Annotated in this window: 24 protein-coding genes and 2 tRNA genes; 9 read left to right on the top strand and 17 right to left on the bottom strand. The window is 44.1% G+C overall.

From position 1 onward, the window contains the following. Positions 1-9: 9 nt before the first annotated feature. The 8 genes from OW491_RS02210 to OW491_RS02175 all read right to left on the bottom strand — a co-directional run bounded on the left by OW491_RS02210 (position 10) and on the right by OW491_RS02175 (position 10,549). The gene (locus tag OW491_RS02210) at positions 10-384 is read right to left on the bottom strand and encodes a Rieske (2Fe-2S) protein (RefSeq protein ID WP_075172941.1); all 375 of its coding nucleotides are present in this window, start codon (positions 382-384) and stop codon (positions 10-12) included. Beyond that, positions 381-2,786: an MMPL family transporter gene (locus tag OW491_RS02205; RefSeq protein WP_290034504.1), complete on the bottom strand. Its 2,406-nt coding sequence runs from the start codon at positions 2,784-2,786 to the stop codon at positions 381-383. The genes OW491_RS02210 and OW491_RS02205 overlap by 4 nt, the downstream gene beginning before the upstream one ends. Beyond that, positions 2,783-3,871, bottom strand: a complete 1,089-nt coding sequence (locus OW491_RS02200; RefSeq protein WP_290034503.1) for a YCF48-related protein — start codon at positions 3,869-3,871, stop codon at positions 2,783-2,785. The genes OW491_RS02205 and OW491_RS02200 overlap by 4 nt, the downstream gene beginning before the upstream one ends. A 2-nt stretch (positions 3,872-3,873) precedes the next feature. Next, positions 3,874-5,058 carry an MFS transporter gene (locus OW491_RS02195; RefSeq protein ID WP_290034502.1) on the bottom strand — a complete coding sequence of 395 codons (1,185 nt, stop codon included), beginning with the start codon at positions 5,056-5,058 and terminating at the stop codon, positions 3,874-3,876. A 224-nt stretch (positions 5,059-5,282) separates the two neighbouring features. Then, entirely contained in the window at positions 5,283-6,236 is a 954-nt protein-coding gene (locus tag OW491_RS02190; protein ID WP_075178540.1) for a VOC family protein, read from the bottom strand. Positions 6,237-6,247: 11 nt separating this feature from the next. After that, complete coding sequence (locus OW491_RS02185) at positions 6,248-7,405, bottom strand: prolyl oligopeptidase family serine peptidase (RefSeq protein ID WP_075172946.1); 1,158 nt, start codon at positions 7,403-7,405, stop codon at positions 6,248-6,250. 154 nt (positions 7,406-7,559) lie between these two features. Further along, positions 7,560-8,921, bottom strand: coding sequence for a DUF1329 domain-containing protein (locus OW491_RS02180; protein WP_075172947.1), 1,362 nt, complete (start codon positions 8,919-8,921; stop codon positions 7,560-7,562). A 14-nt stretch (positions 8,922-8,935) separates the two neighbouring features. Further along, on the bottom strand, positions 8,936-10,549 hold the full coding sequence (locus OW491_RS02175) for a DUF1302 family protein (RefSeq protein ID WP_290034501.1): 1,614 nt from the start codon (positions 10,547-10,549) through the stop codon (positions 8,936-8,938). A gap of 148 nt (positions 10,550-10,697) precedes the next feature. On the opposite strand from OW491_RS02175, the gene OW491_RS02170 reads away from it, so the two are divergent. Beyond that, a complete protein-coding gene (locus OW491_RS02170) occupies positions 10,698-11,621 on the top strand; it encodes a LysR family transcriptional regulator (RefSeq protein WP_075172949.1) in 924 nt (307 codons plus the stop codon). A gap of 54 nt (positions 11,622-11,675) precedes the next feature. Here OW491_RS02170 and OW491_RS02165 read toward each other — a convergent pair whose 3' ends face one another. The 4 genes from OW491_RS02165 to OW491_RS02150 all read right to left on the bottom strand — a co-directional run bounded on the left by OW491_RS02165 (position 11,676) and on the right by OW491_RS02150 (position 16,008). Next, positions 11,676-12,899, bottom strand: coding sequence for an anaerobic sulfatase maturase (locus OW491_RS02165; protein ID WP_290034500.1), 1,224 nt, complete (start codon positions 12,897-12,899; stop codon positions 11,676-11,678). Between the two features lie 32 nt (positions 12,900-12,931). Further along, positions 12,932-14,776, bottom strand: a complete 1,845-nt coding sequence (locus OW491_RS02160; RefSeq protein ID WP_290034499.1) for an arylsulfatase — start codon at positions 14,774-14,776, stop codon at positions 12,932-12,934. A 259-nt stretch (positions 14,777-15,035) separates the two neighbouring features. After that, positions 15,036-15,112: transfer RNA gene (locus tag OW491_RS02155), tRNA-Met, on the bottom strand. 113 nt (positions 15,113-15,225) lie between these two features. Continuing rightward, positions 15,226-16,008 (bottom strand): SDR family oxidoreductase, encoded by a 783-nt coding sequence (locus OW491_RS02150; protein ID WP_290034498.1) that lies wholly within the window; start codon positions 16,006-16,008, stop codon positions 15,226-15,228. A gap of 318 nt (positions 16,009-16,326) precedes the next feature. Here OW491_RS02150 and OW491_RS02145 point away from each other — a divergent pair, with 318 nt between their 5' ends. The 6 genes from OW491_RS02145 to OW491_RS02120 all read left to right on the top strand — a co-directional run bounded on the left by OW491_RS02145 (position 16,327) and on the right by OW491_RS02120 (position 21,647). Next, a complete protein-coding gene (locus OW491_RS02145; protein ID WP_290034497.1) occupies positions 16,327-17,046 on the top strand; it encodes a FadR/GntR family transcriptional regulator in 720 nt (239 codons plus the stop codon). A gap of 290 nt (positions 17,047-17,336) precedes the next feature. Then, positions 17,337-18,308 carry a TRAP transporter substrate-binding protein gene (locus OW491_RS02140; protein ID WP_075172953.1) on the top strand — a complete coding sequence of 324 codons (972 nt, stop codon included), beginning with the start codon at positions 17,337-17,339 and terminating at the stop codon, positions 18,306-18,308. A gap of 60 nt (positions 18,309-18,368) precedes the next feature. After that, on the top strand, positions 18,369-18,893 hold the full coding sequence (locus OW491_RS02135; protein ID WP_290034496.1) for a TRAP transporter small permease: 525 nt from the start codon (positions 18,369-18,371) through the stop codon (positions 18,891-18,893). A 1-nt stretch (position 18,894) separates the two neighbouring features. After that, complete coding sequence (locus OW491_RS02130; RefSeq protein ID WP_075172955.1) at positions 18,895-20,178, top strand: TRAP transporter large permease; 1,284 nt, start codon at positions 18,895-18,897, stop codon at positions 20,176-20,178. A 185-nt stretch (positions 20,179-20,363) separates the two neighbouring features. Then, on the top strand, positions 20,364-20,702 hold the full coding sequence (locus OW491_RS02125) for a cupin domain-containing protein (RefSeq protein ID WP_075178545.1): 339 nt from the start codon (positions 20,364-20,366) through the stop codon (positions 20,700-20,702). 18 nt (positions 20,703-20,720) lie between these two features. Further along, on the top strand, positions 20,721-21,647 hold the full coding sequence (locus tag OW491_RS02120; protein ID WP_290034495.1) for a sugar kinase: 927 nt from the start codon (positions 20,721-20,723) through the stop codon (positions 21,645-21,647). Between the two features lie 95 nt (positions 21,648-21,742). Here OW491_RS02120 and OW491_RS02115 read toward each other — a convergent pair. From OW491_RS02115 to OW491_RS02100, 4 genes are all read right to left on the bottom strand, one after another. Continuing rightward, positions 21,743-21,819: transfer RNA gene (locus tag OW491_RS02115), tRNA-Met, on the bottom strand. A gap of 46 nt (positions 21,820-21,865) precedes the next feature. Continuing rightward, complete coding sequence (locus tag OW491_RS02110; RefSeq protein ID WP_277252108.1) at positions 21,866-22,273, bottom strand: PilZ domain-containing protein; 408 nt, start codon at positions 22,271-22,273, stop codon at positions 21,866-21,868. Continuing rightward, complete coding sequence (locus tag OW491_RS02105; RefSeq protein WP_075178547.1) at positions 22,270-23,067, bottom strand: OmpA family protein; 798 nt, start codon at positions 23,065-23,067, stop codon at positions 22,270-22,272. Before OW491_RS02105 ends, OW491_RS02110 begins: the two co-directional genes overlap by 4 nt. Beyond that, positions 23,064-23,855, bottom strand: a complete 792-nt coding sequence (locus tag OW491_RS02100; RefSeq protein ID WP_075172960.1) for a MotA/TolQ/ExbB proton channel family protein — start codon at positions 23,853-23,855, stop codon at positions 23,064-23,066. Before OW491_RS02100 ends, OW491_RS02105 begins: the two co-directional genes overlap by 4 nt. Positions 23,856-23,927: 72 nt before the next feature. On the opposite strand from OW491_RS02100, the gene OW491_RS02095 reads away from it, so the two are divergent. Both OW491_RS02095 and OW491_RS02090 read left to right on the top strand, forming a co-directional pair. Next, positions 23,928-24,800, top strand: coding sequence for a DUF72 domain-containing protein (locus OW491_RS02095; protein ID WP_290034494.1), 873 nt, complete (start codon positions 23,928-23,930; stop codon positions 24,798-24,800). Further along, a complete protein-coding gene (locus tag OW491_RS02090; protein ID WP_290034493.1) occupies positions 24,800-25,408 on the top strand; it encodes a DsbA family protein in 609 nt (202 codons plus the stop codon). Before OW491_RS02095 ends, OW491_RS02090 begins: the two co-directional genes overlap by 1 nt. Positions 25,409-25,487: 79 nt before the next feature. Here OW491_RS02090 and OW491_RS02085 read toward each other — a convergent pair whose 3' ends face one another. Further along, complete coding sequence (locus OW491_RS02085; RefSeq protein ID WP_075172963.1) at positions 25,488-25,937, bottom strand: cold shock domain-containing protein; 450 nt, start codon at positions 25,935-25,937, stop codon at positions 25,488-25,490. Between the last annotated feature and the right edge of the window lie 160 nt (positions 25,938-26,097).

The raw sequence follows: 26,097 nt of genomic DNA, 5'->3' as shown, positions 1-26,097 counted from the left end.
TTACTCCCATTAATTTTTATTCTTTTCTAAATCAGTGCGTGAAACCGAAGCATTACCCTCAGCATCAACGCAAATAACAATTTTTTTTAGCCGTTGTCCAAGACAAGGGCCTTGAATACAAAGCCCTGTTTTAGGTTCAAACAACGCTCCATGTGCATGGCAACATACATAGCTTTTAGCACTATTCATGTAGGCATCTTTTCGCCATGCCATGGGTGCCCCGTTAATATGCGGACATGCATTACGCCACCCAAAAAGCTGTCCATCTGACTTAACAACAAAAAAAACATCGTTGCCGTCATCATTGGTAAGAAAGCCTCTTGCACCTCCTTCCTCTAAGTCCTCAAGATTACCAAGAGGGTAACGGTCAGATACCTCGTTCATACAGTGACTGCATTTTTAGCTTCAACCGGTTGGCTGATGACATTAGGTTTTAAAAGAAAATGCGCTAGGGCAGGCAGCAAGATCAAAGCACCTAGCATGTTCCACAAGAACATAAATGACAGTAGCAACCCCATATCGGCTTGGAATTTAATCGGGCTGAACACCCAAGTAATAACACCGACCGAAAGCGTCACCCCGGTTAACATCACCACTTTTCCGGTAAAGTTCAGTGCTTTCAAATAGGATTGGGACAGACTGTGCCCTTCCCTTAGGCCGACTAATGTTATGGACAAAATATACAAGGCGTAGTCAATCCCGATACCTACCCCAAGAGCAATAACGGGCAATGTGGCAACTTTTACACCCATCCCTAGTTGCACCATCAACGCTTCAACCATAATTGATGTCAGCATCAGCGGTAGGATTGCAACAATAACCGCCTTGATCGATCTAAAGGTCACAAACGACAGTAAACCAACGGCGCCATATACCAAGAACAGCATTTGATACCAGGCCGCTTTAACTGAAATATTAGTGGCTGCTTGAATCCCAGCACTACCGGCAGCTAAGAGGAACTGAACCTGATCGGTATCATTTTGAGCAGCAAAATTCTCTACATGATTAACAACATTGGTTAATGTATCTGCTTTGTGATCTTGTAAGTAGACATACAAGGTTAATAAATTGCAGCTGTCATTATATAAACCGCGTGGCGCGCCAGCTGTCATGTAATTCAGCATGCTCTGGTTAGGCAAAAACTCATACCATTTAGGGTTGCCTTCATTAAGCCCTGACAAAACCCGTCGTGATAAAAGTGCTAAGGAGTTAGTAGATTCGACGCCAGGCAATTGTTTGAGCTGCCATTCTAATGTGTCAATTTTATTGAGTGTTTCGTATTGAGAACACTCGCCATCAGGCGTCTTAATCATGATGGCCAGCACATCACTTGAAGCACCATAATGGTCGTTCATAAATGCGACATCGTTGTTGTAGCGGCTGTCTTTTCTCAGCTCTGGCGCGCCCTGATCAAGATCGCCTATCTTCAGTTGCGTGCTAAGTGCAAAGGCACCAATGGTGAGAAAGGCTCCTCCAACAAGCGCCCCTATAGACCACTTACGTTGCGTAAATTTATCTAAAAAAGCCCATAGTTTTGGTGCTTGTTTTATATCGTAGCCCGCACTTTCATTAATAACACTGCGTTTAGCAGCACGAGGACTCACACCCACATATGACAGCAAAATTGGTAATAAAATAAGGTTAGTAAACACCAAAACGGCCACACCAATTGAAGCAGCTACAGCCAATTCTTGGATGACTTTAATGTCAATAACCAGTAATACAGCAAAACCAACCGCATCGGCTAATAACGCAGTTAAACCTGCCAAAAATAAACGGCGAAACGTAAAACGAGCGGCGACAAGCTTGCTATAACCGCGTCCGATGTCTTGCATTATGCCGTTCATTTTTTGAGCGCCATGGCTCATTCCGATGGCAAAAACTAAAAATGGGACAAGGATAGAATACGGGTCTAAAACATAACCCAATGTTGGTAGGATACCCAGTTGCCAGACCACCGCTAATATTGACGCAGCTACAACTAGCAACGTAGATCGAACACAGCGTGTGTACCAATAAACCATACCCGTAGCGATAAGCACGGCAAGAGCAAAGAAAGAGAGTACAGCCTCAACCCCTTCGATCAAATCCCCCATTACCTTAGTGAAACCGGTAATATGAACCTCTACACCTTTGTCTTGGTATTTAGTTCTCAGGTTTTCTAAAAGATCAGAGTATTTAGCGTAATCCAACGGCTCGCCAGTAGAGGCTTCACCTAAAAGCGGCATATAGATGATCGTTGATTGACCATCAACGGCGATTAGCTGCCCTATTTGACCTGAGCGCGCTACATTGTTTTTTAGCTGATCAAGGCTGGCAGGCGATCCGTCATAATCGTCTGGAATAACAGGCCCGCCATCAAGACCTTGCTCTGTTATACCTATCCAACGTGTCGAAGGAGTCCATAAAGACTTCATCTGTACACGATCGACGCCCGGCAACAAAAAAACTTCATCACTCATTTGGCGTAATATATCAAGGTACTCTGCCTGATAGATCGAACCCTTAGGGTTCACCACGGCTATCCTTAACGCATTACCTAACCCAGTTAATTCCTGCTCATACGTCAAATAGTTTTGTATGTATTCTTGGTTTTCCGGGAGCGTTTTTTCAAAGCTGGCATTAATCGTTAGCTTGGTAGCCTGCCATGCGAAGAAAACAGTCAACAAACTACAAATAAGAATAACGACTATCCGGTTATTGAATAGAACTCTTTCAAGTAATGATCCGGTTTGCGGATCAAACTCAGCAGTGCTTGCTGTTGAGGGGGATGGTTGATACTTCATTTTGCACTTCCTGAATCAAGAGAGATAGCGCCATTAATACTTAGCGCAAGCACATCGCCGTCTGATTTTTCCAAGATAAAGGTCAGAGGCGGTAAAGGTTTCTGATTCACTGGGACAAGGGTCGAATTTTTTAACCGAAGCAATAACCCTGCCTGGTTTGCAAATACCAACTGTCCATCTGAGTCAATTAAGGAGGCGGTAATAGTGGCCGGTATAGGGTTAATTAACTGCTTCCAATTTGCACCGTTGTCCTCTGAGACAAGCGTGTTACCTCGCAAACCAGCAAGCACTATTTGGTTCGCATCTGGTAGCTGAGCGGTGAAAAAACTACCTTCATAAGGCGTTTCAATGGTTTCGAAAGAATCGCCATTATTATTGGATAGAGCCACAAAACCTTGTTCACCGGCGATCAATATCCGATTCCCTTGCTTACGAACACTGTATAAGTGCAAACCAAACGGGTTATCGATCCGGGACATCCATGAATTCCATGTTTGGCCACCATCAAGACTTTCAAAGGCGAACCCATACGCACCCACTACCACTAGGTGCTCGGGGCTAATCAGTAACACATCAAGGAAAGGCTTATCTGGGCCATCATCCATCAAAAAACGAGCCGTTTCAGCGGCTTCTTGATCATCCTTTAATAAGGCATCGGTCAATAGAGACTCAACTAACGTGTTACCGTTTAGCAGAACCTTCCAGCTTTCACCACCATCGGTGGTTCCTAAAACGCTCCCACCATGACCTATGGCGTAACCGGTATGTTCATCAGCAAACGCCACACCGGTTAATGTCACACTGATCGGCGAAGGTACTTGGCGCCATGACTTTGCTTGATCATCGGATAATAAAATAAACCCCCGCTCCCCAACAGCGACCAAGGATTTACCGACATGCGCGCTAGCCAGCAGTACAGAACGTTGCCCTAGTGTGGATATTTCAGAAGGACGTTCGATTGCATCCTTAACAGCAGCGATCGACGCTTCATTCTGACCCAGCAGAGAGACACCCAAAGCAATTATCAACAAACGATGCCGGTTAGGTACGAGATACTTATGCACTAACTTGTTAACAATGTTCATATTTAATTGCCTCCCAACGCCAACTCTGACTTGGTAGAACTGGCTTGGCCCGCAAAGAACCGCGTAAAACAGATTAGCGTAATGGTTCCGAGTACCGCTACCGCTATTCCTATCCCGTGATAACCCACTAACTTAACGATAGTACCGCCCAAAACCGGCCCTATAGCAGCGCCAGACATTATCATGGCGGGCGTGGCTGCTAGTGCTCTACCCGATGTATCCAACTTAGCCACTAGGCCAAAGAAAAAGGGGTGCACAAAAATCAAGGCAGCCACAAAGAAAGCAGCCGATGCAGCATAAAACACAAAGCCGGTGGCATTCATCATGATGTTAGACAAGATCACCTGCAGAATAGGCATTACAAAAAGGACGATCCGTGGCGAAATTTTTTGCTGAAAGATACCCGCACAAACCGCGGCTATAATATTGATTAGCGCCAAAGCAATAAGCACCATGGTTATACGATCGGTGCCAAAATCGCGCTCTTGACCCACTCGCTCCATAAACGCAAAGGTCATCACTTGTGTTAGACCCATCAAGCTAAAGCCTACAACGCCATACCACACACAACTAGGAATCTTAGCGCTAGTCGGGCTCGTTACACCCTCTTTCTCTTGGGCATTTTTGGAATTTAAATCCATTCTTGGGAAAAATAATGCACACATGACACCTGCTATTACCATGGTTACACCAAAAATAGTAAACAGTGATTGCCCGCCCACAGACTGAATAACCTTGGGCGCGATTCCCATGAATAAAAAGCCCATAATCCCCAGAGCGAATCCGGCCATGGCAAATAATCTGTGAGGGTTTACGTAACGGGCTATGGTGCCATGCGCCATGCTCAGTGCGCAGCTTGCGCTTAAGCCGCCCATTGCATGTAAGGCCGCTAATTCTAAATAGACTGTCGTTTTAGAGGCTAAAAAGAAACAAATAGCGCTAACAAAAAACCCAGATGTAGCCACCAAACGGTGATTTAAACGTTTAAATTTAGGGGCGACTGTCAGGCTCGCTAACACAGCTCCCGCTAGGAAGAATGTTACTAAGCCTCCCGCTTCCTGACTGTCAAATTGATAAAAAGCCACCAGCACCCCAACCCACAGTGGCATGGCGACCAAGTCAATCATGCCAGCACAATGAGAAATCATTAATGTGGCATTACCTTTAAACCCAAAACGAAAGCTCATAGCAAACCTCCTAGAATAGAGGTAATACTGGTGTGATCCTTAAAAGAATCAGCCCTACACTTCACAGACATCATCAACATATTCTTATCATCCACTTTGTTTATTGTTATCTTGTGGCAACAGTCATTTACTGTTGGAGGCTTCTTTTTTTAAGGTAGCCAGTGCATCCCAAGCTACCTTAAACAGCCTATTTCAGATCTTTTTTTATAGCTATTTGGTTCTTACTAATCATAATCTCCATTGTGTGGTGTATCTTTGCCCGGCGACCATTTTTCACGGTAGCGCAGTAAAAATGCTTGCGATGCGTCCGCACCCATAGGCGAAGTACGCGGCTCCCAGTTATGATCATGTAGGTCCATATCTGCATCCATTTCAATATGACACCCAAACGGGCTATTGAAATACCAGAACCAATTAGAACCAAATATATGACGACCAGGCCCCCAAAATGCTTGGTAACCTTTCTCAACAAATTGAGATCCGTTCTGCATTACTTCTGTTGGACCGCCAAAATGGAATGTAAAATGCTCTACACCTTTCATGAAAGGAGGAGCTCCAATTAAGAAGTGCGTGTGATGATCGAGCGTTCCGGCTGGCTGCAAAAACGGCCCAGCTCCCTCAAAGCGGTCGGTGCATCGAAAACCTAAGCGCTCTACATAAAACGCTTCAGCCTTAACTGGGTCAGGAACAAAGTAAACGATGTGTGATAACGTGCGTGGCCTAATCGGGCCCGCTTCAGTATTTATAGCGCGATGATTAACTGGCCTTTGGAAAGGTGAGCCAGGTACATTGGCTATCTCGCCTGATAAATTAACTGCTTTACGCTGTGTTACTTGGAAGCCAATCACAAACCCAGAATCATCAGTTGATTCAATAGAACCGTCAGCCAGCTGACGTACGTCTCGGTCTTTACTCAACTCAACACGAATAGCCTCTATAGTGCTTTCGTCAGCGACACCCATAACCGTCTTACGCATCATACAGCCATTGCCTATGCTGGCAGGCAAGCTATCATCATCAGTATGGGCCAATACAACCGCAGTTCCGTCTAAGGCTTCAAAGCGGCCACCCGCTTCTGTAACACCTACCGGGATTAAGCCGTAATCTGTTAAAAACGTTGAGCATGCTGCCACATCGTCGACACCAAAAATAATGGTTTCTAACCCTACAATCTTCATTTTTATTATCCTTAGGCCGTATGACCTTGTAACGTCTCTGCCACCCAATCCGCGATATATGCTCCTGCATTTGCGGAGTTATCAAAGCTAGAGTGCTGTACCCCGCCTTCACGGTCCGTAAAAATTTTTAGCTCACGCTTTGGGCTATTAATGAGTTGTTCGTAAGTACGATGAGCCCATTTCAAAGGGATCTGAGAATCTTTTTCACCGTGAGTAACAAGAAACGGGACTTTTATGCGATCTAACACACCATCTAGGTGTACGTTTTCAGCAATTTCCATGAACTCATCCATATCTTTTGCACCCCACACCCAACGCACATGTTCCCAATAATGAGGAACAGGGAAGCTGCCTTCTTTTTCAAGACGACGTTTTTGGACATCACGCCAATCATGGTTAGCGCCCCAAACAACACCACAAGCAAAGCGAGGTTCAAATGCAACCGCACGCGGACAGTAGTAACCGCCTAATGAAACACCTTCCATGCCAATGCGTTTAGCATCAATTTCATCTCGCGCTTCCAACCAATCAACAACACGGCTAGCCCAATGCTCGCTGTCGTAGCGGGCGGTTAGCCCATGTAAGCGAATGGCTTCACCCGTGCCGGGTTGGTCCACAATAAGGGAGGAGACACCGCGCTGAGCTAGCCAACGAGGCATGCCAACGCGGTATTTCATTTCTTTGGTTGAGTCCAGACCATTCACTTGCACCAAGATAGGAGCTTTACCCTCAACACCTTCGGCACGTACATACAATGCAGAAAGATGCTTACCTTCATAAGGAATCTCAACGCGTTCACAGTTTTCTTTTGAGAGCTCAAGTCCCCGCGCGAAAATGCTCAAGAAACGCTGATAAAGCGCTTCACGACCAGGAGAACCATGACCTTGCAGGCGTTCAGCCGTTAAATAGTAGGTAGCGGCGCGGCCATATTTGTCACCCGCTGAAATTAAACGACCCCGTTCTTCATCTTCTGCTGCGAGCTCACACAATTTATCAGCCATGCGCTCCCAGCTTTCACGAAACGCTTTTGAACCCGCGGCATCTTTAGCCTTTGCTGCCTCTTGCAATGGCGCACACATTTCTTGGATTTCACCAATACGAGCGCCCATTTCTAAGGCAAGGTTAATGGATAAATCCCAAGGGTAGTTGGTAGGGAAATAACGAAACATAAAAACTCCAAAAAAGTGAGACTAAAAGGCGTAAAAGCTTCAGGATAAAATTTGTGTTTGAAAGCCAAGGAAAACCTAGGAAGCAACGTAATCACGAAGGGGGAGATGAAAACGTTACAACCTAGATGTATTTCACTACTAAACTAGCTCAGCTTTATCGGGTACCTTGCCTAGCCAAACCCTGCCCTGTAAACGTTGAGGTTGGAAGGCGCTCAACGGGTCTGCTTTGAAACTTCTTCTCATTCATAACGTTGGCTAGGTAAGCTTCTCCAGAAAGGAGGTTATAGAACCCCATCGTCCGCGCAATTGTTCCTGGGAAATCAGGCATTACATAGTTGAACTGATACAACGTTTTCCACAGATCACCGTTCGAGTCCCAGCGATCTCCCAAGGACGCTTGCCAAGTGTCTTCGTCAACATAATAAACACTGCGCACGGCCTGATGGCGCTTGCCTTCAGCCAAGGTTGCCTCAACCACCCAAACACGGTGCAGCTCCCAGCGAACGGCTTCTGGATTCAAGTGATTGCCGGTGATGAGATCCTCATCGCTATATTGCAAAAAGCGATTCATGTTGTAAGGGATCAGCAGCTCTTTTTTGCCTAATAACTTCCAATTAAAGAGCTCTGTTTTACCCGAGAAAACGCTTAACTCATCAAACGACATCAGACCAGCTGTCGCAGGGGTTGGCGTATCGCAACAGGCATTGGGCAGCTTACGAACACGTCGCTGACCGGACAAATAAACATAAGATTGGCTTTTGTCAGCATCTATATTTGTACGACCGACTATTCGCTCACCAGCACGGATTGGCGGGCCATAGTTTTCTAAATTAACTTCCCAAAAGTAGCCATCAAAGCTGTCACTACTGCCGTCTTTAAAGTAATAAGGCATTTGGTTTTTTAGAAAACCATCAGTCGTTAATACAACCTTGCCATTGGAAGTAATTTGATACTGATTGATTTCAGTTTCCCAGCTACTTCCTTTCCACGACAGACGGTGGTTGTTAATTACTTCCAAACCACTTTGTGGAATTGGGAATGGAACCCCCCCATAGGCCCCAGAAATATTATGGCCGTCTAGGGTCGCTTTTTGCGCATTCTGAGCCGTGAAGTCGTAAACCCAATCTGGAGCCACCGCCGTTCGATGCGTAGGATAAACATCAAGCCGATAAGAGTCGGGATACTTTTTCAGCATTGCTTTAATGCCATCGCTCAACTTATCTGCATACTGATCCATATTGCTGAACGTAACCGAATAAAGGGGTTTTTCATCTTTAAAAGGATCTGCCCGCTTACCTCCTGCTACTTCTCCAGGTATTTTTTGGTTAAAGCCCCCTGTCCATGCAGGGATAGATCCGTCAGCATTGCCTGCTTTTTCAGCCCCAAAAGGGGTTAGATCAGCCCCTAATCGCGCCGCTTCTTCCGGGCTAACAGCGGCGTGAGCCATCATTGAAAAACAACCTAGTACCGTAGATGCTACAAGAACACTAAGAGGATGTTTTTTATTGTTATTCATTGCATTCTCCAAAATTAGAAAGTGGTGCTTATAGAAGCGGAGATAAAGTTTCGGTCTTTAAGAGCCTGTTTATATTGAGCTTTTGGTGGTGAGCCCTCGTCATCCAAGAAGGCGCCTTTCGGGCCATAATAAGAAACGAAATTCAGCGAGGCATTCCATTTATTCAAGTACAATGCATTCACGCCAATGTTGATATCGCCGCCGCCATCAACACCAAAAGCAGGCCCTATAGCAGAAGATTTACCCCAAGTACGGCTAATACCAATAGACGGTGTTAAATCCAGCCCATCAAATACCTGCCTATAGGTAGGTCGATAAACGAGTCTCATACCAATAGCTGATTTATCAGCATTAGTGTTTAACATGTCTGCATTTTCAGTTGTTTTAAGGCGGGTATTCCAAGCAATTTCACCAAGAAAAGAAGCTTCCTGAGCAATAAAAGAAGGTACGTTCGCGATCCAGCTAAACTGCGCATGAGCGGTTTCACCCACGGCGTAGCCTGGGTTTTTATTGTTGTCGTACTGGTTAGGTACGTCGAATGTCTGACCTTTACTGGCTAATGGAGTGTTACGACGATACGAAACCTCCCCGGCCAAACTCCAACGGCCCACGGTTTTTGCAACACTGAAACCATAAGCTTCAATGTTTTCAGCAAATACCCAGCGGTAAGTACCCGAACCTGGGCCTGTCGGCATAAAGTAGTTATTACTCGGAGCGGCTGCATGATAACGAGTAGCATAGAGACCATAGTCAGTCTCAGTATCAAAATCTGAATAGCGCAACTGGATACCGTATTGCCCTGAATCAGATGCATCCATATCGTGTTCATTAATAAACGCAAAAGGACCAAAGGTATTAATTCGCTCGCCTTCTAATGCATCACCTGCCGACAAAAATGCGCCTGCCGGTAACAAACGAGATTTTTCCCACTCATATCCAACATAAGCACCTAACGACATAGATTCTGATAAAGGAACATCTAAAGACACTTTACCGGTAGGACGGAGTGTTTCTTTGAATTGAGAATTTGGGACAGATGATAACTTAACGACATCTACAGGCCCTTGACCACCAGCAATGCCATTACCGCCATAGAATAAACTTTCACCCCACAGCAAGGTGTGCCGACCAATTCGGATCGTCCCATCCATTCCATCTACAAAAGGGAAGCGTGCATACACGAAAGCATCTAGAATTTCGGCATCACCCCCCATCACCTCTTCTGCCTTGTCGGAGAATTCCTTCGCGGGTGTATGATTAGATGTGCCATCTACATTGTCGTTATCAGTCGAACCATGGTAGACATCATCGTACCAAGCAGCACCAGTAACGCGCACACCAAACCTATCTTTATACGAAGCATCAAACTGAGTTAATAAATCGAGACGGTTAGACACCATGCCTTTATCAAAGTTATTGTTACCATCATTTTGGTTTTTATTAGAGTCACCATCAGTTAAGGCCGCTGAGGCATCTTTAACACGAAATGATGTACTGTATTTGATGGTGTTATCCAAACTAATTCTAAGGTCAGGGTTACCTGTCTCAAAATTAAAGGCGTATGCACTGCTCGCACTTGAGGCAATAGCTAAAGCAACTAACTTTAGCCTAAACGGCGTTTTAGTCATTATATTCACCTGCATTCCTCTGTATTTTATTTTTATCATTTAGGAAGCTTACAATTTAATTGACTTCAACCTTTCAGAAAAACCCTTTAAACTGAATCAACCATTCGATACCATCGAACGATAAAAATAATAAATTCGGAGTTTTTTCATGCGTTTTAAAAAACTTGATCTCAATTTGCTAGTAGCATTGGATACACTTCTTTCTGAGCAAAGCATCACGAAAGGTGCGCAAAAGTTAAACATGAGCCCATCCGCGTTAAGCAACTCCTTATCTCGGCTAAGGGAATACTTTGAAGACGATTTACTAACGCAAATTGGTAGGAAAATGGTGATTACCCCACTGGGCGAAAACTTAAAGGTGCAAGTACGTAATGCGCTGTACAACATAGAAAGTACTATTCTTATTCAACCTAGTTTCAACCCCCAAACCACCGACCGCATCTTTAGCATTTACTGCTCAGATTACACACAAACAGTTTTGGCCCCGCATGTGTTAGAACTTGTGGGCAAACAGAAAAGTACGGCTCGTTTTGAGTTCTTAGCCCAAGTCGAAAAGCCTGACGAACAACTCGAGCAAGGCACAGCTGACTTATTAATCATCCCTTCAAACTTTGTTTCCAAGCAACATACCAGTGAGGTACTACACGAAGAGGAGTTTGTTTGCGTTGTATGGAAGCACAGCCAAATAGCAAAGGGAGAACTCACACCCGAAAAATATGCAGAAGCCGGTCATGTTTTGATGCGACCCGCTGCTGTTAAAAAGGACTTCTTTGAAACCGTTTTTGCGCCAAAATACAATATAAATCGCCGATTAGTGGCTACCACTTCAAGCTTTGCGTCTCTCCCTGCCTTAGTGATTGGTTCTGAAAATATTGCAACGATACACGCGAGGCTGGCCCAAAAAATGTCAAAAGTTTGGCCTCTGAAAATACTGGCATTACCCTTTGATATACCACCGATGAAGCAGTCTGTTCAGTGGCATCAGTATAGAAATAATGACGAAGGATTAATGTGGTTGATTCAAACGCTAAGGGAAGCAACAACCAATATGGACTTAGAGCAAAAGGTCTAAAGCGCCCTAGGGATAGACGCTACGCAACCGGCAACCTTGAGTGGACGAAAGCAGTTAAGAATAAAATCGTTTCTTAATTTCTTGCTTTACTTTTTTAATAGGTAATTGATGGTGCAACATCTCTAACGTGTCGGCCATGCGTGGAACAGCGTGGGAAAAATGGACTTTAAAACCTTCACATAAGTAATTGCGATTTTGACGTCCATCGCTAGACACTTCAAACCGATGCTTAGGGCAACCGCCATGACACACATGGCGGACCTCACACGCTAAGCAGTCCGTACTAATATTAGTCAATTTATCTTGTCCAAACTGGAGATTTTGCGGCAAATTGACTAAATCAATTAACGACGTTTGATTTACATTACCCAGCTTATGTTCTGGATATACGTAATGATCGCACGAGTACACATCACCATTGGATTCCATTGCAAGTCCATTGCCGCACGTTTCGCTAAAGACGCAAGCGCCTGGACGCCCCGCCATTTGGCTCATCGTTTGCTCAAAGTTCATCACAAATATTTTCCCTAGATCATTTTTAATCCAGTGATCAAAAATCGCATTGAGAAATGAACCATAAGCCTTAGCAGGCACAGACCATTCGGCCAAGTTTGACTCGCCGTTGAAGGTAGGCTGGATCAGTGTAAGTCCGTTACTGTCGGGCAAAATCGCTTTGCGCTCTACTAAAGGAATGAACTGCATGTATTGGCTGCCAATACGCTTAAGAAAAGCATAGACATTTAAGGGACGTTTCACATTTTCGGCATTTACAACTGTGAGGGTATTAAAATCCACCTGATATTGTTTGAGCAACTCAATACCTTTAAGCGTTTCGTCAAAAGTGCTTTTCCCTTTACGCGATAGACGATAGGTATCATTACTAATCCGATCACCATCAATTGATATACCAATCAAAAATTGGTGTTCTTTAAAAAAAGAGGCCCATTGCGCATCAATTAACGTCCCATTTGTTTGCAACGAATTTACAATGCGTTTAAAGCCTTTGTATTTTTCTTGAAAATCAACTGCTTGACGAAAGAAATCAAGACCAAGCAAGGTCGGCTCACCACCTTGCCACACAAACTCAACAACCTCGCTTTTTTGGGATTGAATCTGATCACGAATATAATTCTCTAATGTGTCGTGATTCATGCGCCATTGTTTTTTCCTATTTGGATATAACTTCTCTTTTTCCAAATAGAAGCAATAAGAGCAATCAATATTACATACCGAGCTGCTCGGCTTAGCCATCACGCCAAAGTTATTAATTCGCACCATCAGATCAATCCCGTCTGTATCAAGATATTAACCTATCGCCCATTTGCCGAAGAGGCATGTTCTAACACATTATTATCACGAAGATAAACTTGATAGGCTTGTTTCATCTGCTCGACAACCTCAGGATGAGTAGCCGACAAGTCCCGAGTTTCCGCCCTATCCGTGGATAAGTCGTACAGTGAAAATGGTACATCTTTCCTGAAGACTGGCGTTTTCGATAATGGAGCCTGCTGGGCTAATTTCCAGTTATCCTTCACAACATAACTAGCACCCATCAATTCGTCAGCAAATACCGTTCCTTCAGGGTGGACTGCAGAAAACGCTTCAGGCTTTTGTAAGCTTGAGAGGAAAGAAACTCCTTTAGGCTCAAAAATTTCTTTGCCTTTATACACTGAACCCGGCACATCAACTCCTGCAACGTCTAACACCGTCGGGAAAATATCCGTTACTTGCAAACGAGCATCAGAAGTCGGCCGCTGCTCAGCTTGATGATTCAACTTAACAATCAACGGAGACGCAGTTCCACCTTCCGCACCGGTAAACCCTTTAAAAAAGCGGAATGGCGCCGAGCTCACTTCAGCCCAACGCGGACCGTAAGCGACAACTGAGCCTGGTTTTCCCATGTTCTCTAGCGACTCATCAACTTGTGTCCCCGGTATCGGCAACATAAACGCTGGTGCCGCCTCGGCTCCATTATCAGACATAAAAATAATGAATGTATTATCATATTCACCTATGTCTTTGAGATGAGAAATCAACCGGCCAACATGATGATCTAAGTTGGTCACCATCGCCGCATAAATTTCCATAGCCTTTGCTTCTTTTTGCTGCTCCTCTGGGGTTAGATCGTTCCAGCTTTTCGGACCTATAGCCCCAGGGCTAGGCTCTGATACATTTTTTAGCAAGCCCAGCTCTTGCATCCGAGCTAGTCGTTTTTCTTTAACAACCTCATATCCTTCATCATAGCGCCCTTTTTGCTCATCGATAAAGTCTTGTGGTGCTTGTAAAGGCCAATGCGGGGCAGTGTATGCCGCATACGCAAAAAACGGTTTGCCATCTTCCTGACTCGCATCGATGTAACTTAACAATTTATCCGTAAAAAATTCAGTTGAGTAAAAATCTTTAGGTAACTCTTTAGCAGGAAAAACTCGGTCATCCTCAGCATAAAGAGTTAAATCAAGCGGCGTAGGGATTTGTGGCGGCGCATAGTGAGCTCCCGCTCCGTCAACCAAAGAAAAAGATTTTTCAAAACCGCGCGCATAAGGCAAAGCGCTTTCTTTCAATCTATACCAACGCTTTTGCTTTTGGGTTGGGGCCAACACATCAAAGGCCAAGTGCCACTTGCCGACCATGTAAGTATGATAGCCAGCATCAGACAATAGCTCCGGCATAGTAACCGTCTTCTCGCTTATGTAACCGCGATAGCCGTCTGGTATGTTGTCAAATGTGTATGTATTCGACTGGCCCCACGGAGCACTTAGCGGTTTATCCCTGACAATATTAAGACCAACAACCTCAGCCATATTCCCTAAGCCCGCCAAGTGATGATCAACTCCCGTCATCAAACTTGCACGTGTTGGTGAGCAAACAGCAGCTGTGTGGAAGTTTGTTAGCATTCGACCTGTCGAGGCTAATGAATCGATGTTGGGCGTCTGGATTTCACTACCAAATGCACTTAAATCAGAATACCCCAAATCGTCAGCCATAATGACCAAAATATTAGGGCGTGTATCCTCACTGTTTGATTCAGCTTGCGATGTAGCAGATAAGCTTATTAATGATGCCGCGACTACTCCCGCGCAAAGCTTTGGAACATTGAAACGCGGCTTAAAAAAAGACAACGGGCTAACGCCATTGCTGCGATTGTTATCAATCATAGAATTACCCAGTACTGATGATTATTTATTTTTATTCGCATTAACGCTAACAGAAAAGAAAACCAGAACAAGTCCTTAAAACTGAACTCAAGTATTGATGAAATCGAACCATTATGGATCACGATCTTTAATGGCAGTATGGGAAGGGCAATACATGGAGGATTAAGCGTTGTAAAAGAGCTGGAGCGCTGATAAAAAAGCACAAAAAAGCCTAACTAAAAAACTGATTTCTCAGACCCTTAGTTAGGCTATTTTGAAGTGGTAGCGGGAACAGGATTTGAACCTATGACCTTCGGGTTATGAGCCCGACGAGCTACCAGACTGCTCCATCCCGCATCAACTTGGGGCGAATACTACAGACCAGTTAACCAGTACGCAAGCTTTGTTTACAAAAAGATTACTTATCCAGCGATCGGCCGCTGAATAAGTAATAAACATGCTAACTCAGCTTATGGACACATCTGTCCACCGTTAACATCGAGGATTTGTCCTGTGATATACCCACTGCAGTTATGAGACGCAAAAAATGCAAATGATGGAGCCATTTCTTCTGACAAACCAAAGCGACCAAAAGCAATCGTTGATGCAATTTTCTCTTTTAATTCGTCACTCTTATCTGCATGGAAATCAGTGTCGATTGTACCGGGGGCGATAATGTTAAAACGGATATTATCCTTAGTGTACTCTTTGACCCAATTACGATGAACATTGTGTAACCAAGCTTTAGAAGCGGCATATAAGCTGGCCCCTAAACCGCCACCTTCGCGACCCGCTATTGAGCCAGTACTAATAACCGAAGCCGTGGTGCCTGACTCTGCCGCTGAAGAACGAAGATAAGGGATAGAATACCGTGTAACCATTAATGCCGACCGAGCATTGAGATCCATAACCTTGTCATAAAACGCATCATCAATATCTTCTAAACTCGAACGGCCTCCGAGGCCTCCCGCATTATTGATTAGCACATCAATGCCACCAAACTCCGCTACAAAACTATTTACCAGCTTCTCACATTCACTCGATTGGGTTAGATCCGCGGGAATAAAAATCACATCGCCTTCATTAGCTAGCTCACGTACTTCTTTCAAAGCCGACTCGGCCGCTGGGCTCAAGGCTCGACCATTAATGGCCAATTTTGCCCCTTTATGAGCAAACAATTTCGCAACGGCTAAACCAATACCAGCTGTAGAGCCTGTAATAAGAACTCGCTTACCTACTAAATCACCAAACATTACATACTCCTTAATTTATTTTTATTTGTACTACAATATGGCTAATATAAATTTAAAATTTTCAGACTACAAGCCATTACCAGGACAAATCGATTTTTTTTATTATTTTGGCAAAAAAGCAGAAGTTAATGGTCTGCTGGGTACTAGCGCTCCCACAAAATACCTGATTCTTATGGCTAGAATTCAGATTTAAACATACAAAAAGTGCGGGAAATTAAGGGAAGGTACGCACTCCTGTGCTAAAATTTGTTAGCTATCTTGGCAATTTGTGTTATTTATTGACAAAAAATTGACTGCTACCTCCCAGTAAAGGACATTATGACTAATAATTTCAGTACCATTTCCACCTCGTCAAGAAGTTTGCATGTGCAAGTTGCACGTACAATTGCGCGTCGAATTTTATCGGGCGAATTAGCTCAGGGGTCTATAGTTCCTAGCGAAATGGCATTGTGTGAGCAGTTTGGTGTAAGCCGAACAGCACTGCGTGAAGCAATAAAATTACTAACTTCAAAGGGTTTATTAGAATCACGCCCTAAAATTGGCACTAAAGTTGTTAACCGGGCTTATTGGAATTTTTTAGACCCTCAACTCATTGAGTGGATGGAAGGCCTTAGTGACTCTGAAGAGTTTTGTTTGCAGTTTTTGGGGCTAAGACGTGCTGTAGAACCTGAAGCCTGCGCATTAGCTGCAGTTAACGCAACGGCTGAACAACGAATAGAGCTGTCGGAAACCTTTCAAAAAATGGTCAAAATCGCAGAAAATTTTAACCAGAAGGCTTGGACAGCGGTCGATTTGAAGTTCCATCGACTAATCTTTAACTCGACCAATAATGACTTTTACCTCCCCTTCGGTAACATTCTTACTACCATGTTTGAAACGTTTATTATTCACTCTTCCAAAGATGGGGATGTTTGCCTTGATGAGCACCGGTTAATCTACGAAGCTATTATGGCGGGCAATGCAAAGCTTGCTAAAGAAGCCTCCCTAGATCATCTCCAATCCAACAAGCACCGGCTTCCAGAAAAGAGCATCGCTTAACACGCCTATTTACCCTATCAAGCCTTTTAATCATCTCTACCAAACTGTTTTAGAAGGCTTTTTTATTCTTCCCCTCCCCACGCCCTTTCAGCTTAAGTGCAACTTGGTGTAACCCCTTCGCGCCCAACACGGTTTACTGCGTGCAATGAGGCTCGTTCTCACATCAATAAATATTATAAAATAATACAATAACACTATTGTGAATGTTCGATAGATACGGTAAAACTTTATACCACTCACTATAAAACTGCTTTTTGTAAGCAACTAATAAAAAAAAGAGGACAAAAATAATGAGAAAAACTCTTATTGCATCAACCGCTATTGCCAGTCTGATTTTTTCCGGTTCAGCCTTGTCTGCTTGGACGGGATGGAACATTCACAACAAGGACTACCCGATTACGGATGCCCTTGAATCTTTCATTAAGAATGCAGAAAAAGTAACCGATGGCCGAGTATCCGGCACCTTGTACAACGGTGCGGTACTGGGAAGCCAAGGCGATGCAATTCAAATGATGCAAATTGGCTCAGTTGATTTTGCAGGCTTTAACCTTGGCCCTATGGGTACAGCGATTCCCGAAGTTAATGTGCTTTCATTGCCGTTCATTTTCAAAGACGTAGATCATATGCACCGTGTCATGGACGGTGCTTTTGGTGAGCACTTGAGCGAAGCTATGTCTAAACACGGCATTATTTCATTGGGCTGGTATGACGCCGGGGCTCGATCGTTTTATAACCATGTAAAACCGATTGTTAACCCGAGTGATGTGGAAGGAATGAAGTTTCGAGTCATGAATAACGAGCTGTACGTTAGCATGATCGAATCCTTAAAAGGCAACGCGACTCCAATGGCTTTTAACGAAGTGTATCAAAGCCTAAAAACAGGAGTAGTTGATGGCGCAGAGAACAACTGGCCGTCATACGAATCCACTAACCATTACGAAGTCGCCAAGTTTTATTCTAATTCTCAGCATTTGATCATCCCTGAATGCTTATGTGTGAGCACTAAGGCATGGGGAGCACTCTCCGAAGCAGACCAAGCCGCTCTTAAACAAGAGGCCACTAAAAGCGTCGCTATGCAACGTGAGCTTTGGAAAAAACGCGAAGCAGAAAGCCGCCAGTTGGTAATCGACTCGGGCGTTCAATTCAATGAAGTAGCTGATAAGGCCGCGTTTTCTGAGGCAATGAAACCCGTTTATGCTCAAGCCATTGAAGCGATACCTGAACTGGAACCTTTTATTAAAGAGATTCAGAGCATCGATTAGGCGTCAACTAGCGAGAATGTAAGAAACGACATTCTCGCTTTTTTTATTTTGAGACACATCATGAATAATAAGAATATTCTGTATGTATACGACAAGCTACTTGTATACATAAAAAGGGTTGCCAACATTGTCTCTGGCCTAGCAATGATTACCTTAGTGTTTTCATTTGCATGGTTAGTTTATGGTCGATATGTTCTAAATGACACACCAACATGGGTAGAACAACTCTCTTTGCTTCTCGTCATTACCATTAGTTTTCTCACCGCAGCGGTGGGTATACACGAGAGAACGCATTTGAGTGTAGATATTTTAACGCAGATGCTGCCTGTATCTGGTCAAGCTATGGTGGGTATCGCCGCTGATATCATTATGGCCATTTTTGGATTGCTTATGGCAATCAACGCCGTCGATTTAGCGGAGTTCGCTTGGTCAAAGAAAATCCCGTTACTCGGCATAAGCGATGCCACCCGCTACTTCCCCGTTATTATTTCTGGCTCATTAATATTTGTTTTCTCCTTAGATCGAGTGGTCAGAACTATTCACCACCTAACTCGCACCAAACCTCTTAGCCAGGAGAATAATTAAAATGGGCTTAGCTATTTTATTAGGTGTTTTTGCTGGCGTGATGTTAATGGGGGTGCCTGTCGCATTCGCTTTAGGCATCGCTGCTATTTCAGCATTCATGTACGAAGGCTTACCGCTAATGGTCGGTTATCAGCGGATAGTCGCAGGTATGTCGACTTTTGCGTTACTGGCCGTACCTTTCTTTATTTTTGCGGGCGAACTCATGCTTCATGGAGGCATAGCAGCTCGACTTATTCGCTTTGCTTCTTCCTCGGTCGGCTGGATGCGTGGAGGACTTGCGCAGGTCAACGTATTCTCTAGCATGTTATTTGGGGGAATTTCAGGCTCTGCCGTCGCTGATATATCAGCGCTAGGCTCCCTCCTTATACCGGTCATGAAGGAGAAAGGCTACGATGATGATTTTGCTGTCAACGTTACAGTAACGTCCTCAATTGCTGGGATCGTTATACCGCCTAGCCATAATATGATTTTATTTGTAGTTGCTGCAGGTGGAGGCATCTCAATATCTAGCCTATTTATGGCCGGTATTGTCCCGGGTATTTTGATGTGTTTATTACTCGCTTTTGTCGCGCGCTGGATAGCCATCAAAAAGAAATTCCCTACTGAGCCTTTCGTTGGATTCAAGATTTTAGCGCTATCATTTTTAGCTTCAGTGCCCGGCCTAATAACCGCGATTATTGTGGTTGGCGGTACATTATCTGGCGTCTTCACCGTAACAGAGTCAGGAGCTATTGGTGCGGTTTACGCCATGATTGTCGCGTTCTTTGTTTATCGTTCGATGACGGTGAAAGCTTTTTGGGCTGCCGTGTCAGGGTCAATAAAAACTACCGGCATGGTAATGATTTTGATTGGCTGCGCTTCAGCGTTTGGTTACATGCTCGCTTTCTATCAAGTACCTGCCGTGCTGTCTAACCTTATCACTTCCATATCGGATAACCCGATTGTCATCTTGATATTATTAAACCTATTGCTACTGCTTTTAGGCATGATCATGGATATGGCTGCCCTTATCCTCATTTGTACACCGATCTTCTTGCCTATCGTAGTGGGCTTCGGCATGGACCCCGTCCATTTTGGCATTATGATGATGATGAATTTAGGGCTTGGGTTATGCACACCGCCTGTAGGCTCTTGTTTATTCGTAGGCTGTGTTGTGGGTGGCGTGACTATTCAAAAAGCAGTTAGGACCATATGGCCTTTCTATTTAGCCATGCTAGCTGCGTTGCTATTAGTGACCTTTATACCTGCTATTTCCATGACACTGCCAAATTGGCTGGCCAACTAATCTAAACGGTGACTCCTCTCCACCTCCTTTAGCCAGTGAGCCTCTCACTGGCTCTTTTTTGGATAAGAAGAAGGGCTAACCAATGTTAACAAACTATCCACAGCTACTGACTAATTGCACTAATACAGAAATCAATCTCATTAGCTGCATAATACTTAAGCGAAAGAAAACGACGGAGGCTAGATGTGAGCCCTTTTTTTAATTCACAACAACATACTTGGGATGATTTGGGCGGCGGTATTAAACGTAAGATTGTCGGTTATACCGACAGTTTAATGGCCGTCCATGTGTGCTTCGAAAAAGGAGCTATCGGCACACCTCATGCCCATGAAATACACGATCAAATCGGTTATGTCGTCGCAGGCAGTTTCGAAGCAGAAGTTAACGGACAAAAACAAATCCTCAAAGCGGGTGACGCTTACATTGCCCATAAACACTTTATTCACGGGGCTGTCGCGCTCGAAGACAACAGCATATTACTGGACGTTTTCTCTCCATTACGTGAAGACTTTCTTCTTGACTAAATTGGCTATAGGTAACTTATGACAACATTAACTATTGCCTGCATCGGCGAGTGCATGGTTGAACTACAAACCAAAGAAGGTGATATAAAACAGTCTTATGGTGGAGATACGCTAAACACCGCTGTATATCTATCACGACTTACAGCCCAGCACGATATTCAAGTCCACTATGTCACTGCATTGGGTATGGACCCTTTTAGCCATTCAATGATTGAAAGCTGGCGCCAAGAAGGCATTAATACCGATTTGGTCATGCGCTTAATCGACAAATGCCCTGGCATTTATTACATCGAAATCGATCATACCGGTGAAAGAAGCTTTTACTATTGGCGTAATGACTCAGCGGCCCGTTATTTATTTTGTCAAAAAGAAACCCCTTCTTTGTTGCAACAACTCATGCACTTTGATGCACTGTATTTAAGCGGAATTTCATTAGCTATCTTGTCAGAGCAAGATAGGGAAACACTCCTCACCTTTTTGAGCAGCTATAAGGCACATGGCGGCAAAGTCTTCTTTGATAACAACTTTCGCAAACAATTGTGGCCATCAAAGGAGGAAGCGATTTATTGGTATAATCGCGCGCTACAAGTGACAGATACCGCCCTGCTTACATTTGATGATGAGATAGAAATATACGGCGAGCATGCAATCGATGCTTGCATTGAAAGATCGCTTAACGCCAATGTACGAGAAGTGATCATCAAGCGTGGCGCCGACAATTGCTTCGTGGTAGTGGAAGGCAACGTATCAGAAGTACCTGCGTTAAAAGTAGACAACATAGTCGATACGAATGCCGCTGGTGACTCATTTAACGCTGGATTTTTAAAGACACGCTTATTACAAGGAACCGCCGCCGATGCCGCCGCATCGGGTCATAAGCTTGCATCAACCGTAATACAACATAAGGGAGCTGTTATTCCTAAAGCGTTCATGCCTAAGCTCTAACCGCCAGTTGACTCTAACTAGCACCCTACCTTTAGACACAAAAAAGCCTAACTAAATGACTGATTTCTCAGACGCTTAGTTAGGCTATTTTGAAGTGGTAGCGGGAACAGGATTTGAACCTATGACCTTCGGGTTATGAGCCCGACGAGCTACCAGACTGCTCCATCCCGCATCAACTTGGTGCGAATACTACAGAGACTTTTAGCGATACGCAAGCACTATTTATCAACATCACCCGTGGCTTGAGGCTCGCCATCGTCATCCGGTCTATTAGCACGGCGGATTTCCTTTTTCTGGCATTCCACTATAAGCGACGTTATCCGGCTAATGTCTCGCTCACTGGCATTCTCGAACTCACCGGCATATTCTGGTTTTTGTTTACGAATTAAGCGCAGATCACATTCTATTAAATAATCCCTGTCTGTCGTAAATGCGAGCTGTATTGGGTAGATTTCTTTCTTGGCATCACCGGGGAACAAAAACGCAATACCGTGAGCTGAAATATTGATAATTTCCATACTAATACCGGCAATTTTTAGCTCAACAGCATCATCAGCATGAGGCGTTACCCTGAAATTGCGGCGCTTTGCATCTTCATCAATATCGATTTCGATTTTAGGCTTCATGGCTCCTCCACCTTTTCTAGTACAAACTCTATACGCCTATTTTCTGCTTGGCCATCCAGTGTGCTGTTGGAAGCCAACGGCATTGAATCACCATATCCGGTGGCAGTAACCCGAGCTGGCTGAATTCCTCCGCGCATAAAATAGCGTAATACGGTTGTTGCACGTACAGCAGATAGTTCCCAATTCGTAGGAAACTGAGGAGTGTTGATGGGCACGTTGTCAGTATGACCTTGAATGTCTACGTGATATTCAGGGTACTTTTCTAAAATCTCAATTACGCTATCCATGATTGGCATCATTCCACGCTTAAACGCCGTATCTCCTGATTCAAACGCAACTGAGCCATTCACTTTTATTCGTATTTTCCCATCTTTAGGGTCAGTAACCGTTAAGTCATCTTGCACCCCCATGGATGCAAAAACATCTTTTAAGCTATTGCTGATGTACATTTGATCTTGCAGATCAGTGTTTTCGGGTAACTCAGGAGCTATTGGCTTTTCAGGTTCTGAAACAATCAAATCTGACGGCACCATTTCACTGGGATTTTCAGTTTCTAAGGTATCAGGAGGGGTGATAGTGGGGGCTTTCAGCTCCTCCGGTAATGGAATAATACTACCGCCATCATCACCTAGGGCTTTTTGGAATGCACGTGCCATGTTAGAAAATTCAACTTTTTCAAGTGACGACATCGAGAATAAGAGTACAAAGAAAACCAACAACAGCGTCATCAAATCAGCATAGGTCGTCAAAAAGCCTTGATCAGACTCTTCTGTCACTAGCCGGTTCATCGTCATTTTGTTTTACCTTTTGCCGGAGCTGCTTTATCACTATTGATAGGTTTACGTTCGCGCTCTGGCAAATACGAAGATAACTGCTCATATACATGTGCATAATGATCATTGGTCAATATGCTGATACTGCCCTCGCGAATAATTTCTAAATTAGTCACCTCAAGTACCGTGCGGGCCTTGAGCTTACCGGCTATAGGTAAAAACATCATAGTCGCCATTACAGATCCGTAAAACGTGGTTAACAACGCAACAGCCATAGCTGGGCCAAGCTTATCGGGGTTGTCTAACTCACTTAACATTTGGATCAACCCTATCAACGTTCCCAACATCCCAAACGCAGGAGCATAGGTACCCATTTTCCTAAAGACGTCTTGCACCGCAAAATGCCTAGCCAGCAGGGAATCAATTTCATTTTGCAATGTGTTACGAATCACTTGCTCAGAAGCTGCCTCAGACAACAAATTACAGGCACGCTTGAGCACAGCAGAATCTGTCTTTACATCACCTAATTTTAGTAGCCCATGACGATGGCTGATTTTACTCAACTTAATCATAGTATCTATCATCTCAATGGGGTTGGTGTTGTCCCGTGTAAAGACGATGTAGGCTCCTTTAAAGGCATTGGTTACATCTTTAAATTGAACCGTCAACAAGGTTGCTGCCATCGTGCCGCCAATGACGATCATTAAGCCAGGCACATTGACAAAAATATCTGCACTGCCGCCAATAAATATAGCGGATACAATTAAGACCAATCCTGAAATAATGCCAACTAAAGAAGCGATATCCATTTAAAACTTTACTCCGCTTTAACGCAGCTCAATGACTTGTGTCTCGACGTATCAATCGGCACCATAGTGACCATGACGATTAATCAGCACACACCTTATTACTTAGGACTTGCCCAATGGCACCATCCCGCATGGTATACAACAGCAGACTCTTCATCCTTAGCGCTTGCTCTTTATTCTAAGGCTTTTACCAGTGTAGAAGGAAACAGTAGCTTTTACGGACTACCATCCACAAAAAGTATTGATGACTGGGCAAAAAGAGCCCACTCCCCCTTTGCTTTTTGCTTTAAATTTCCGCAAAGCATTACTCATCATTCAGCACTCTACCAATGTGATCGGCAAGTCACTGAATTTCTTAACCGAATTGCGCCCCTAGGTGATAAAACGGGAGTACTTTGGTTGCAGATGAATAATCAATTCAGCCCTGAACATCTCGAACGGCTTTCACGCTTCTTTAGCAACTTAGCGCCAGACTTCGAATATGGTATAGAAGTCAGGAATCTCGGTTTTTTTGATAAAGCCGATAATGAAAAGCGCTTTAATCAAATATTGATGCAGCATGGCGTTAATCGTGTCAGCTTTGATACTCGCGCACTTTTTGCCCACCCCAAAAATGACCCTGTTACTCAGGAAGCTTTTCGAGCGAAACCTCGTATGCCAGTGCACGTTATCGCCACAGGTAACAGCCCTTTTATTCGTTTCATTACACCTTTAGATATCGAATTAGGCTATGACTATTTAGCTCCTTGGATAAAAAAAGTGGCTGGGTGGATTCACGAAGGGAAAAAACCTTATTTATTTTTTCACACTCCCGACAACCAAGCCGCGCCTCAACTGGCGCAGTATTTTAATGAACAACTGAAAGCTTTATGCCCGCAAGTGCCGAGCCTTCAACTCCCATCACATACGTGGTTAAACAATACATCGCAGACGGAGCTATTTTAATGACACTCTTTTACATTATGGACCCTATGTGCAGTTGGTGTTACGGCTTCCACCCGAGCATTAATGCTATTAGAGAAAAGTGGCCTCAACTGGATATCCAATACATTACTGGTGGTTTAGCACCGGACTCAGATGAACCTATGCCAATGGAAATGCAAAACCACCTGCGTTCAGTCTGGCAGCAAATTGAAGCTCGTACCGGTGTTTCATTTAATACAGAGTTCTGGGATACATGTGCGCCGCGCAGAAGCACATACCCCGCCTGTCGTGCCGTCAACATAGCCGCACAACTGCTCGATAATGGAGCCGCTTTAATGACGCAGGCAATACAGCAGGCCTATTATCAAGATGCGAAGAACCCTTCCGATAACAGCACTCTGATCGCCTTGGCCGTATCCATAGGTGTTAATAAAGAGGATTTTAGTGCAGCGTTAACCAGCCAAGAAGCCCAACGCACTCTAGAAGAAAATATCGAATTTGCTCACGCTTTGGGCGCTCAAGGATTTCCCGCCCTTCGCTATGAGGACAAAGGCCAGTATTACAGGGTCAGTGATGGGTATGTCGCCCCAGAAACAATTATCAAACGCCTCGAAAACCTAATTCAATAGCACTACTGCATTCAACAGGCATAAAAAAAGCGGAAGCCATAAATGACTTCCGCTCTTGTAACAATGCTTTAGCTAACGATTAGCTACGAACAATTGATACGTCTTCGGCCTGTAAGCCTTTATCACTTTCACGTGCATTAAAACGAACACGCTGACCTTCACTTAACGAACGATGCCCACGACCACGGATGTTACGGAAGTGAACAAATACATCATCGCCGTTTTCGCGGGTAATAAAACCAAACCCTTTTGACACGTTAAACCATTTTACTGTGCCCAGTTCACGGTCATCATTTTCATAGTCAATGTCATCTTCTTCGTCGTCAAAATGCTCAGCAGCAGACACTGCACCGGCACTTTTCCCACCAAGACAACCAACCAGTTGACTGATTAAAACAATTACAAAACACACACCTAACACCAATGGCGTTAGCCCGATTTCTACTCCAGCAACCGCCTTAAGCAAAACTGGAATCAACAATGCTGCAACAGCACTAGCTACTATACGAATAATTAAGTTACCGCTCATATTTATATATATCTCTTGTCATGATAATTACTATTATAAAAGACGCCACCTTCAAAGCTTAGGCAACAACCGCTCAGATATACAGAATAATACTCAACTATTCAATAGCTTACCCATAAATGAGCTTTTTACTGTAAACTAAAGGCTGATATAAACAGCG

It is taken from the genome of Neptunomonas sp. CHC150 (genome assembly GCF_030397555.1).
GTDB lineage: Bacteria > Pseudomonadota > Gammaproteobacteria > Pseudomonadales > Balneatricaceae > Neptunomonas > Neptunomonas phycophila.
This window is presented reverse-complemented; position numbering and strand designations above follow the sequence as displayed.